At 68.3% G+C, this 12379-nt stretch carries 10 protein-coding genes; 5 read left to right on the plus strand and 5 right to left on the minus strand.

Annotated elements, in window-relative coordinates:
- Positions 1-35 precede the first annotated feature (35 nt).
- The 3 genes from KZX42_RS06480 to KZX42_RS06490 all read right to left on the minus strand — a co-directional run bounded on the left by KZX42_RS06480 (position 36) and on the right by KZX42_RS06490 (position 3868).
- Positions 36-818: an RNA methyltransferase gene (locus KZX42_RS06480; protein WP_248118166.1), complete on the minus strand. Its 783-nt coding sequence runs from the start codon at positions 816-818 to the stop codon at positions 36-38.
- Positions 819-928: 110 nt separating this feature from the next.
- Positions 929-1948, minus strand: a complete 1020-nt coding sequence (locus KZX42_RS06485; protein ID WP_248118169.1) for a S1/P1 Nuclease — start codon at positions 1946-1948, stop codon at positions 929-931.
- Positions 1949-2014: 66 nt separating this feature from the next.
- Complete coding sequence (locus KZX42_RS06490) at positions 2015-3868, minus strand: monovalent cation:proton antiporter-2 (CPA2) family protein (RefSeq protein WP_248118171.1); 1854 nt, start codon at positions 3866-3868, stop codon at positions 2015-2017.
- Between the two features lie 166 nt (positions 3869-4034).
- On the opposite strand from KZX42_RS06490, the gene KZX42_RS06495 reads away from it, so the two are divergent.
- From KZX42_RS06495 to KZX42_RS06515, 5 genes are all read left to right on the plus strand, one after another.
- Entirely contained in the window at positions 4035-5873 is a 1839-nt protein-coding gene (locus KZX42_RS06495) for a von Willebrand factor type A domain-containing protein (RefSeq protein WP_248118173.1), read from the plus strand.
- A gap of 59 nt (positions 5874-5932) precedes the next feature.
- On the plus strand, positions 5933-6340 hold the full coding sequence (locus KZX42_RS06500; protein WP_248118175.1) for a CBS domain-containing protein: 408 nt from the start codon (positions 5933-5935) through the stop codon (positions 6338-6340).
- 75 nt (positions 6341-6415) lie between these two features.
- The gene (locus tag KZX42_RS06505) at positions 6416-6985 is read left to right on the plus strand and encodes a hypothetical protein (RefSeq protein WP_248118176.1); all 570 of its coding nucleotides are present in this window, start codon (positions 6416-6418) and stop codon (positions 6983-6985) included.
- 90 nt (positions 6986-7075) lie between these two features.
- Positions 7076-9454, plus strand: a complete 2379-nt coding sequence (locus KZX42_RS06510; RefSeq protein ID WP_248118178.1) for an ATP-binding protein — start codon at positions 7076-7078, stop codon at positions 9452-9454.
- A 161-nt stretch (positions 9455-9615) separates the two neighbouring features.
- A complete protein-coding gene (locus KZX42_RS06515; RefSeq protein ID WP_248118180.1) occupies positions 9616-10089 on the plus strand; it encodes a hypothetical protein in 474 nt (157 codons plus the stop codon).
- 6 nt (positions 10090-10095) lie between these two features.
- Here KZX42_RS06515 and KZX42_RS06520 read toward each other — a convergent pair whose 3' ends face one another.
- Both KZX42_RS06520 and KZX42_RS06525 read right to left on the minus strand, forming a co-directional pair.
- Entirely contained in the window at positions 10096-11283 is a 1188-nt protein-coding gene (locus tag KZX42_RS06520; protein ID WP_248118182.1) for an acetyl-CoA C-acyltransferase, read from the minus strand.
- Between the two features lie 48 nt (positions 11284-11331).
- Entirely contained in the window at positions 11332-12294 is a 963-nt protein-coding gene (locus KZX42_RS06525; RefSeq protein ID WP_248118184.1) for a flavin reductase family protein, read from the minus strand.
- Between the last annotated feature and the right edge of the window lie 85 nt (positions 12295-12379).

Raw genomic sequence — 12379 nt, forward strand, 5'->3', positions numbered from 1 at the left:
GAGGATGACGGAGGAAGAGGAGGGGCGATCCCCTATTAGTCCGTCTTTTCCTTCGCCGCCCGCTCGGCCGCCAGCTTGGCCAGCACCCGGCCGCGACCGCGCGACAGGGCGTGGATGGCGCCGCGCATGGTGGCGACTTCCTGTTCGGTGAAGGCGGCGCGGCCCAGCATGACGCGCAGGTTCTGGCTCATCGAGCGTTTCTTCTCGGGCGGATAGAAGAAGCCGCCGTTTTCAAGCTCTTCCTCCAGATGCTCGTACATGCCGACCAGCAGGGCGTTAGACGCCGGCGGTTCGCTGTCGCGGAAGCGGGGCGGCGGGGCGTCCAGGATCAGGGTGCGCCATTCATAGGCGTTGATCGCCACGGCCTGGGCCAGATTCAGCGAGTGATGTTTGGGATCAATCGGAATGGTGACGATGCCGGCGCACAGGGCGATGTCGGTCGTCTCCAGACCGGCGCGCTCGCCGCCGAACAGGAGGCCCGTCTTCAGGCCCGAGGCGGTGTCGTCATAGAGAACCCGGCCAGCTTCGCGCGGCGTGCGGACGGGCTGGCGTGTTTCGCGCGGGCGGGCGGTGGTGGCGAAGACGGTGTTCAGGTCGGCGATGGCTTCGGCGACGGTCGAGAACACCCGCACCCCATCCAGCACCCAGTCGGCGCCCGAGGCCGTGGCCCAGGCCCGTTCTTGGGGCCAGCCGTCGCGAGGGCTGACCAGGCGCAGGTCCGTCAAGCCGAAGTTGGCCATGACCCGCGCCACGGCGCCGATGTTCTCGGCCATCTGCGACTTGTCGAGGATGACGGCGGGGGGTGTGAAGTCGGACATGGGCGCTGCTTAACGCCTCGGGCCACGCTCGCAAAGCACCCCTCTTTTTCGTCATCCTCCGGCAAGCCGCGCAGCGGCGCAGACCGGGGGGATGATGAAAGTAAGGGGGCTCAGTCCTCGCCCACCATGGCGATCCAGGGGTCGGCGGTTCCGGCCTCGACCTCGGCGACCTTGACGGCGGGCCAGCCTATGGAGGCGCTGCCGGACGCGGTCCAGGCGGAGACGATGAAGTCGCGCAATTCGCCCGCGCCCGCCGCCAGGCGTTCGTTGACGAAGGCCGCGCCGCGCGGGTCCTGATCCTTGAACCCGCCCGCCTTCTCCAGGCGGTAGAAGGGGATCACCGTGCCCAGGGTGGTCTTCAGATAGGCGACGGTGCGCGTCTTGGGATCAAAGCTGTCAAGCCGGGCGGCCGGCATGGCGGCCTCGATGGCGTCCAGGCGCGCGACGCGGGCGGTGAACTCGCCCTCGAACAAGGCATGGGTCTGACGCGAGTTGGTGAAACCTTCCGGGTTCGGGAAATCGCCCCAGCCGTTGAAGTGAATGCTGGTGTGGTGCGGCTGAGAGCCGTCGCCGACGTAGTGCCCCATGACGCCGATGTCGCGCAGGATCAGGGCCTCGCGACGCAGGCGGTCGGCGCGGTACCAGGCCTGGCGCTCCATGTTCGTCTCGCGCTTCTCGGCGGCGTTCAGCACGCGCCAATAGGCGAAGTCGCGGCCCAGCTGCTGCCAGCCGTCGATCATGGCGTAAGGCAGATATCCGGCGTCATTGACGCTCAGGCCAGCCTTGGTCAGCGCGGTGTCGTATTCGGATTTGAGGCGCGGCAGGTCGTCGATGCTCATGCCGCGCTGGTCAAAGACGCGGCCCTGGTCGTCCAGGTCGATGAAGTGGGCGGTGTCGCGCTCGCGGTCGTGGGGCTGGCCGGCGCCCTTCCAGCGATCGGGCTCGCGCGCCAGCTCGCCCACGTCGGCGATGGCGGACGGCGTGCGCAGGAAGGCGGGCAGATCGTCCGGCAGGGCCCGCATCGCCGCCACCCCGATCAGACGGTGGCCGGTGTTGCCCCAGGCGGTGACGGTGATGGCGGGCGCGACTACGGCGAGCATGGCCACGGCGGCGATGGCGAGACGTTTCATGGGGAGCGACCTCGAAAGACGGGAACGGCTCGCTCTAGCGCATCGTCACGCGCGCCTCCAGCCGCGTCAGGCGTCGGCGGTTTTTACAGGCGCAGGGGGCCCGGCCTCGTCCTCGTTAAGCAGACGGCCTTCGCGGCGGGGCTTGATGTAGGGCGCGGGCTGAGGCGTCGGCATATTGCCGCGCATCAGTTGGCGACCGGCGGTGACGCCGCCGGTCAGCTGCAAGTCCAGACGGGCGTCGTCGCGGCGGCGCACGTCGCCGATAGTCTCGGCCGCCTCACGCTCGTCCAGGCCCAGTTCGACCAGGGCGCGTTCGCCGAACTTCAGGGCGGATTCGAAGGTCTCGCGAATCTGGTAATCAACCCCCGCCTGGATCAGCCGTATCGAATGGCCCCGGTCGAAGGCGCGAGCCATGATCCTGGTGGTCGGGAACTCGGACTTGACCAATTCGACGATGCGGTCGGCGGCCTCGGGCTTGTCGACGCAGACCAGGACGATCTCGGCCTCTTCCGCGCCGGACGCCCGTAGAGTGTGAAGCTGGGTGCCGTCGCCATAATAGACCTTGAACCCGAACTGAGAGGCGGCCTGGATCATCTCCACGTCGTTTTCGATGATGGAGACGTCCACGTCGCGGGCCAGCAGAGGTTGGGACACCACCTGGGCGAAACGGCCGAAGCCAATGATCAGCACCTGGCCGCGCAGGTCCTTGGCGAAATCGACGCCCTCGGCGCTTTCGGCGTCCTGGACCGGATGGGGCGACAGCCGTGCGATCAAGAGCGAGGTCAGGGGCGTCAGGGCCATCGACAGGATGACCACCGCCGACATCATCGCCCCGATCCGGGCGTCGAACAGGCCGGCGGCGACGGCGGCGCCGTAAAGGACGAAGGCGAACTCGCCGCCTTGCGCGAACAGGCCGGCACGCTCGACCGCCTCATGATGCGGGGCTCTGAACAGGCGCGCGATCGCATAGATGCCCACGCCCTTGACCAGCATGAAGGCCACGACGCCGCCGATCACCAGCCGCCAGTCGGCGACCACCACCGACACGTCCAGCGACATGCCGACCGACAGGAAGAACAACCCCAGAAGGATGGCGCGGAACGGCTCCACATCCGCTTCCAGCTGATGGCGGAAGGTGGATTCCGAGAGCAGCACCCCGGCCAGGAAGGCGCCCATCGCCATGGACAGGCCGCCCAGCGACATGGCCCAGGCGGCGCCCACCACCACCAGCAGGGCGGCGGCCGTCATCACCTCGCGTCCGCCGTACCGCGCCAGAAGGCGGAAGATCGGATTGACCGCATACCGGCCCGCCAGCAGCACCCCGCCGACCGCCGCGAGGGCGAAGCCGATGGTCTGCCACAGGGGCGGTGCGTGTTCGGCGGCGCGGCCGGTCAGCGAGGCCAGGACGGCGACGATGGCCAGCAAGGGCACGATGGCCAGGTCTTCCAGCAGCAGGATGGACACCGCGCGCTGGCCCGGCCCGCCAGCGATCTCGCCCCGCTCCTCCAACATCTGCATGATGACGGCCGTGGAGGACAGGACGAAGCCCATGGCCCCCACGAAGGCGACCGAGGGCGAAAAGCCGGCCAGCATGGCCGTGCCCGTCAGGATCAGACCGCAGAACAGGACCTGCGCCGCGCCCAGGCCGAAAATCTCCTTCCGCAGCCCCCACAGCCGTTTGGGCCGCATCTCCAGCCCAATGATGAACAGGAAGATGACCACGCCGAACTCGGCGACATGCAGGATGGTCTGGGGCTCGCGGAACAGTTTCAGGCCGAAGGGGCCGATGGCGAGGCCCGCCGCCAGATAGCCCAGCACCGACCCCAGGCCGATGCGTTTGAACACCGGCACGGCGAGCACGCCTGCCGCCAGCAGGGCCGCCGCCGCGCCCAGATCCAGTCCCGCCGTCGCTTCGGCCATCGCGTGTCCCATCAAGCTTGGCGTCTATTGTGGGGAAGGCCGCGCGCGATTGCGAGAGGACGCGAAAGACACGGCGCGCGATCCGATGTCGGCGCGCGTCGCGGGCGCCACAGTTTCGCCCCAGGACCGAAGATCAGTGTTGTTCAATCAACAACCGGAGGACGTCATGCCCCGTCTGGCCAGGATCGCCGCCCTGTCGCTGCTCAGCATCTCGTTCGCCGCACCGCCGGTCGCCCTGCCCTCCGTGGCTTTGGCCAAACCCCTGGATGGGGAGGCGACGCCGGCGGCCTGCGGCCCGCTGGGCTTCGACCTGGGACAGCCTGCGCCCGTGGTTGCCCCTCCGGTGGTGCGGCGGGTCGGGCCGCCGACACCGCCCATGAACATTGCGCCGACCCGCAGGGAGGACCGCGTTCCCTACGGCGCACCGCCTCCGCCGCCTCCGCCTCCGCCGCCGGCGCCTATGCGGCCGAACGTCATTCAAGGTTCATCGTCAGGGTCAGGCGCGGTGAACGACATCGTCGTATCCGGTTCTCGGGTCATGGCGTCGCCGGGCATGACGCCGCCGCCGGCCGACACCGAACGCTATCCCGACGCCACGCCCAATCCGGTGAAACGGACCAGCGACCAGCCGGTCTCGACCTTCTCCATCGACGTGGACACCGCGTCCTATTCCAATGTGCGCCGCTTCATCAGCGAAGGCCGGACGCCGCCCAAGGACGCGGTGCGGGTCGAGGAGCTGATCAACGCCTTCGACTACGACTACGCCCGGCCCACGTCGCAGAGCCAGCCGTTCGCCGTCACGACGGCCGTCGCGGCCTCGCCCTGGGCGACGGGCCGGCAGATCGTGCACATCGGCCTTCAAGGATATGAACTGCCGACGGACCAGCAGCGGCCGCTGAACCTGACCTTCCTGGTCGATGTGTCGGGGTCGATGCGGTCGCCCGACAAGCTGGACCTGGCCAAGAAGGCGATGAACCTGGCCATCGACCGGCTGCGGCCCCAGGACACCCTGGCCGTCACCTACTACGCCGAGGGGGCGGGCACGACGCTGCAGCCGACGCCCGGCGACCAGAAGCTGAAGATGCGCTGCGCGGTGGCCAGCCTGCGCGCATCCGGCGGCACGGCCGGGGCGACCGGCATGACCAACGCCTATGACCAGGCCCAGGCCAGCTTCGCCCGCGACAAGGTCAACCGCATCCTGATGTTCACCGACGGCGACTTCAACGTCGGCGTCACCGACGACAAGCGGCTGGAGGACTATGTCGCCGACAAGCGCGGGACCGGCGTCTATCTGTCGGTCTATGGCTTCGGACGCGGCAACTATCAGGATGCGCGGATGCAGGCCATCGCCCAGGCCGGCAATGGGGTCGCGGCCTATGTCGGGGACCTGAGGGATGCGCGTCGCCTGTTCGGCCCGGCGTTCGACAAGGGCGCCTTCCCCATCGCCGACGACGTCAAGATACAGGTCGAGTTCAACCCCGCCCGCGTCGCCGAATGGCGTCTGATCGGCTATGAGACCCGGCTGCTGAACGAGCAGGACTTCAACAACGACCAGGTCGACGCAGGCGAGGTCGGATCGGGCGCCAGCGTCACGGCCCTGTACGAGATCACCCCGGTCGGCGGGCCGGCCCAGATCGGCGAGCGCCGCTATCCCGACAATCGGATCGGCGTGGGCGGCGGCGATCCGAACGGCGAGATCGGCTTCATCCAGGTGCGTTACAAACAGCCGGGCCAGAGCCGGTCGGACTTGATCCAGCAGCCCCTGACCAATCGCACGACCGGCCCCGTCAGCGCCCAGCCGCCCGAGGCCACGCGGTGGGCGCTGGCCGTCGCCGCCTTCGGGCAGAAGCTGCGGGGCGATCCGTGGATGGCCGGCGATTATGGCTGGGACCGGATATTGGATCAGGCGCAAGGGGCCAGGGGCGACGATCCCTATGGCGACCGTGCCGAATTCGTCCAACTGGTGCGGGCGGCCGAGACCCTGCCCCCGCGGCGAACGCCCTGATCGGAACCGCCACGCTCGCGGCGGGTTTTCAGCGCAACCTTCAGCTCAGGAAACCCGCCATGAAAATTCGCGACGTGATGACCAAGGACGTTCACCTGGCCCGCCCCGGCGACACCCTTCAGGACGTCGCCAGCCGCATGGCCAAGGGCGGCTTCGGCTTCGTGCCCGTGGCGGACGGCGATCAGTTGATCGGCACGATCACCGACCGCGACATCGTGGTGCGCGCCCTGGCGACCGGCGCCGCGCCGTCGGCGACGGTGGTGGAGTTCATCACCCGCGACGCCCAGACCGTGCTGGACACCGACGACCTGAAGGTCGTGCTGGATCTGATGGGATCGAAGCAGATCCGCCGTGCGCCCGTGGTGGACAAGCACGGCCGCGTGGTAGGCGTGGTGTCGCTCGGCGACCTGTCGACGCGGGTGAAGGAGAAATACGCCGGCGAGACGCTGGAAAGCATCTCGCGTTAAGGTCTGCGTAACCGCGCCCTGACACCGCGCGTCAACGATCGTCATCCATCCTGGCCGTTGGTTTCGGAGAATGGCATGGCGCGCGCGCAGTTCCAGAAGGGTCAAAAGGTCTGGGTCGAGTGCGTCGGCGCCTGGGCGTTCGTCGAACAGGTTCAGCCTGTCTGGGCCAAGGGGTTCGACGAGCCCGTGCGCGTCACCTACGACGTCGGTCTGGGGCGCGAGTTCACGGCCAACGAACTGATGCTGGCCGCCGACGATCCCGGCGCGGACCAGGGCGGCGGCGACTGGCGCGTGCTGCGCGCCCGCAACAAGTGGCAACAGCCTGAGGATTGCCTGCATCACCCCCAGCCCGGCACCTATCCGGTGGTCGTGACGGACCGCGCCGACTGGGGCGGCTGGCGCGTGCCGGGCGCCGAATACGACCGCGACCCCCAGCAGATCGAGCGTCAGGCGCGTCTGATCGCGTGCGCGCCCCAACTGATGCAGGTGGCGCAGGGTCTGGTGGACCTGGTGTCGGAAAACCCCGACGACGCCCCGCCCGCCGTACTGGGCCTGGCGCGGCAGGCCCGCGGCCTGCTGCAGGGCGTGAACCGGGTGCTGGAAGCCGCGCCCGAGCGCCTGCCAGCCCCGGCCGTCCTGGCCTAAATCGGCCGAAAAGACCCCGCGAAGGGTCGACACGAATCCGCGACGCAGCCTAGATTCCCGTCTCAGCCGGTATTGGTCGGGAGGGGTGGCTTGCGCGACGCGGAGCGGCGGGAACATGGGCGAGGGCGGCGCGCGTCCGACCGCGCCCCTGGCGCGCCCGCCTGGCTGCGCATCGGCGTGCTGGTCGCCGCCCTTCTGTCCACGGGCTTTGGGCTTCTGGCGTCTCGTGAAATCAGTCGGCCAGCGCGCGAGGCGGATCGACTGACGGCCGAGAACCTGATGCTGAACGCCGGCCTGGCCGCCAGCCGCATCGAGGTCCTGACGCGCGCGGCCGACGCGGGCCTGACCGCAGCCGCCGCCGCCGCAGGCCGCCCCGCCGTGGAAATGATCGATGCCGCACGTCGCGCGGCGCCGGATGTCGGCTTCACCCTGATCGGGCCGGACGAAACGGTGCTAGCCCAGGCGGGCGACGGCGCCCTGCCCGCCGCCTCGGCCCTGACCCCAGCCGGTCGTCTGGAGGCGCGCATCACCGCGCCGCTGGCCGAGGCGAAGGGCGTGCGGATCGTCTCGCCCGCCGGCGTGGTTCTGGCGTCGCCCCGCGCCGCCGAGATCGGCCAGCCGATCCGCGCCCTGATCGGCGCGGACATCGCGACGCTTGCGCCCCTGACCGCGCCCGCCCCCCTGTCCATCGGCGGCCAAAACCGGCTGACGGCGACGGCGCGCGCGGGGGCGCAGGGCCCCTATGTCGTGGCGGTGTCAGACGATGCGACGGCGGGGATGATGGACGACGCCTGGCTGATCGGCGCGCCGCTGCTGCTGGGTCTGGCGGTCATAGGTCTGTTCGGCCTTTACGGCCTGCGCCGCAATCGCCAGCACCGCGAGCGGATCGCCACCGAAAAGCGGTTCCGCATCGCCGTGGAGGCCGCGCGGTGCGGCGTGTGGGAGTGGGATCTGGCCAGGAACGAGGTGTCCCTGTCCGACTATATGGCGACCCTTTTGGGCTTCTCACGCGGGGGCGCGGCCGAGGCGGAGGAGGTGATCGCCCGCGTCCATCCCCGTTTCCACGAGGATTTCCGCCACGCCCTGCGCCAGGCGGCGGCCTATGGCGCGTTCGAGATCACCTTCCCCGTACCCGGCGCGGACGGGCGCACGCGCTGGATCGACGCGCGAGGCCAGGCGCGCGGCCCGCGCGGCGACACAGGCTTTACGGCCATTCTGGGCGTGGCGCTGGACATCACCGAGGCCCGTCGCGCCAGGGCCGCCGCCCAGGCCGCCGAGAGCCGCCTGCGCGACGGGGTGGAAAGCATTTCCGAGGCCTTCGTCCTGTTCGACCGTCAAGGTCGGCTGATCCTGTGGAACCAGGCGTTCGAGGACGCCTTCGGCTTTGGGCGCGGCGTCGTGCGGCGCGGGGCGCTGAAGGACGAGTTGAACCGCATCGCCGCCCTGGCCATCAAGGCCGAGCATCCGCCGGCCGGCGGCCGGGCGGGGCTGCGCGAGGTCGAACTGCACGACGGGCGCTGGCTGCAGCTGTCGGAACGTTTCACCTCCGAGGGCGGCTCGGTCGTCACCGCCGCCGACATCACCGCCATCAAGCGCGAGGAGGCCGAGCGCCGTCGCGCCGCCGACGACCTGCGCGCCACGGTCGATCAATTGGAATCCAGCCAGGAGAAGCTGTCGCTGCTGGCCCGCAAATACGAGGTCGCCATGACCCGGGCCGAGGCCGCCAACCAGGCCAAGTCCGAGTTCCTGGCGAACATGAGCCACGAGTTGCGGACCCCGCTGAACGCCATCAACGGTTTCTCGGAGATCATGGCCAGCGAGCTGTTCGGGCCGCTGAACGAGAAATACAAGGGCTACGCCGCCGACATCCTGAAATCGGGCCAGCATCTGCTCAGCCTGATCAACGACGTCTTGGACATGGCCAAGATCGAGGCCGGCAAGATGACCCTGCACTATGAGGCCGTGTCGTTGCAGGCGGTGTGCGAGGACGCGGTGCGCCTGATGCGCGGCAAGGTGCAGGACGCGGGGCTGACGATCGCGGTCGAGGCCGACGACCTGCCCGACATCGAGGCCGATCAGCGCGGCGTCAAACAGGTGATGCTGAACCTGATCTCCAACGCGGTGAAGTTCACGCCCGAGGGCGGGTCCATCGTCGTGTCGCTGCAACCGTTCCAGGGACCGGCGGGCGAGGGGCGCGTCCGCGTCGCCTGCGCCGACACCGGCATCGGCATCGCGCCCGAGGACCTGGTGCGCCTGGCGCGCCCGTTCGAACAGGTCGAGGGCCAGCATTCCAAGACCACCCAAGGCACCGGCCTGGGCCTTGCCCTGACCAAGTCCCTGATCGAAATGCACGGCGGTCAGCTGAGCATGGAAAGCCAGCCGGGCGTCGGCACCGTGGTCAGCTTCGACCTGCCGGTGAAACGCCCCGATCAGACGGTGCAGCCGATCCGGGCGGCGTTCGCGGCTTAGGGCGTTTCTCCATCGAAGCAGGGATTATCTAGCTTCAAAAAGGCCAATTGTGACGTAGGGCATGCGAAAAACTTATCCCCAAACAACCTCACCCTTCGCAACCACAAGTTTACAATAGCTGTGCGATCTGCATCGCCGCATTGATAACTGGAAAACGCTGCATGACTGTCGATTGGTCGACTACCACGGATTGGGTTCAAGCTGTTGGAAGCATAGCTGCGGTTTGGGCAGCATTTGCAATTTTCTCCCGACAAAACAGAGAGCATATCGCCCGAGAGAAAGATGCTGCCGAAGCAAAGATTACCGCTGTTCGCGCCGTGCTAACACGCTCCTATGAAGCTGTCAGGCGAGCGCATTCTAAAATGACGCGGAACGCTAAGGCGACGTTCGCCCTCGGGAATGTCAGCGCCACCGAAGAAGACTTAGACGAGTGCATTGATCTGCTCTGCAATGTCCCATTGTTCGAAATGCCTAGTACCGACCTCGTGACACGAGTGATGGACGCCAGGTACTGGTTGATCACCGCCCGTCGACGAACTGAGAAGGTGCGTCAAACCCTTGAGAAAGGCACTTCGATGGATAAGGATCTCTACAAGGTCCCGCTTGAACACCTGACCAAAGCCGCGGACTTCTGAGGCGCTTTAAACCAACTCCACGCCCATCGCTGTCGCTTCGCCGCCCCCGATGCAGAGGGCGGCCATGCCTTTGGTCTTGCCGTGGGCCTTCAGGGCGGACAGGAGGGTGGTCAGGACGCGGGCGCCCGATGCGCCGAGCGGGTGGCCCAGGGCGCAGGCGCCGCCGTTGACGTTGATCTTGTCGTGGGGGATGCCCAGTTCCTGCATGGCGATCATCGGCACGATGGCGAAGGCTTCGTTGACTTCCCACAGATCGACGTCGTCGGCGGTCCAGCCCGCCTTCTTCAGCGCCTTCTGCAGGGCGAAGACCGGGGCGGTGGTGAACAGGTGCGGTTCGTGGGCGTGGGCCGCCTGGCTCACCACGCGGGCGACGGGCGTCAGGCCCAGGGCCTCGGCCGTCGACTGGCGCATCATGACCAGGGCGGCGGCGCCGTCCGAGATCGAGGCGGCGGAAGCGGCGGTGATGGTGCCGTCCTTGCCGAAGGCGGGCTTCAGATTGGGGATCTTGGACGGGTCGGACTTGGTCGGCTGTTCGTCGCGGTCGACGGTGATCGGACCTTTGCGGGTCTTGACCTCGACCGGCGCGATCTCGGCGTTGAAATCGCCGGAATCCTGCGCCCGCTTGGCGCGTCCGGCGCTTTCGATGGCGTAGGCGTCCTGCTGCTCGCGCGTGAACTGATAGACCTTGGCCGTGTCCTCGGCGAACTGACCCATCAGCTTGCCGGGGGTGTAGGCGTCCTCCAGCCCGTCCAGATACATGCTGTCGGAAATGACGTCGTGGCCGATGCGCGCGCCGCCGCGGTGCTTCTGCATCAGATAGGGGGCGTTGGTCATGGACTCCATGCCGCCCGCCACGATGACGTCTGCGGAACCGGCGGCCAGGGCGTCATGCGCCATCATCGCCGCCTGCATCCCTGAACCGCACATCTTGTTGATGGTGGTCGCCTCAGCCGAGACGGGCAGGCCCGCGCCCATGCCCGCCTGGCGCGCCGGGGCCTGGCCCAGACCGGCGGGCAGGACGCAGCCCATGATGATCTGCTCGACCTTGGCGGCGTCCAGACCGGCCCGCTCCAGCGCCGCCTTCACCGCTGCGGCGCCCAGGTCGGTGGACTTGGCGTCCGACAGCGCGCCCTGAAAACCGCCCATCGGGGTGCGGGCGTAGGAGACGATGACGACGGGATCGGCGGACGACATGGCGGTTTCCTGTTTAATCTTGGAAAGACAGATAGCGAACCGACCGGATCAGGAGAAGTGCAGTCGGCGATACTTGCCCCGGAAATAAAGCAGCGGGTCGCGGCGCGGTTCGAACCGGGCGCGGGTGACGCGGCCGATGAAGACCAGATGGTCGCCCGCCTCTACGATCTGGTCGGTGGCGCATTCGAAACTGGCCAAGGCGCCCGACAGAATGGGGGCGCCGGTGTCCCAGGCCTCCCACGCCACGTCCTGGAACCGGTCGCCGGGGCGCGCGAAGGCGCCCGACGTCGGTTGCTGGCCGATGTGCAGGACATTGATGGCGAAATGCGCCGCCTGGCGGAACCGCTCCACATTGGCGGACGACCGGGCCAGGCAGAAGAGGATCAGCGGCGGGTCCAGCGACACCGAGGAGAAGGAGTTGGCCGTCAGGCCGATGGGCTGCCCCTCCTCGTCCAAGGTCGTGACCACCGTCACCCCCGTCGCGAAACAGCCCAGTGCGTCCCGCAGGGTGCGCGGGTCGGACCCGGCGTGATAGTGCAGCGCCTCGCGCGGGGCATGACGTTCCAGAAAGCCGATCAGGGCGTCTTCCGCCTCGCTGGTGTCAGCGCCGTCGTCGCGGGCCATGAGCCGAACGGGCAGGTCGAGCGCCGCAGGGTCCGGTGGCGACTGCACCGGCGCATCGGAGGCCGAGATCACCAGACAACTGGCCAGGGCCGCGCCGGTGACCTGCAGCGCCGGGATCACGGACGGCAAGCTGGCCTCGGCGCAGATCAGGGCGGGGCGGGACGGCAAATCGGTCAAGAGGCGCCGAAGCTGGCCCGTCGGATCGTCCGCCCTATCGAAGGCGGGGGCGATCAGGACGTGGCGGCCGGCCTCCGTCAGCGCACGCACCGACCGCCGCCAGTCGCCGAACAGGGCGTCGGGCCGACCGATCAGCAGCACGATGGGATCCTCGGGATCGCCCCAGCTTTCGACGTCCTGGCCCCCGATGCGGGGCGGCGATTGGGTCATGGCGTCAGAACGGTCCGGTCACGGGGGCAACGGCCTCTCATAAGGGAAGTGGACGGGTCGATGCTAGCGGCGGCGGCCGGTTCGG

Origin of the sequence: Brevundimonas sp. EYE_349 (assembly GCF_023147505.1) — a bacterium.
Classification (GTDB): domain Bacteria; phylum Pseudomonadota; class Alphaproteobacteria; order Caulobacterales; family Caulobacteraceae; genus Brevundimonas.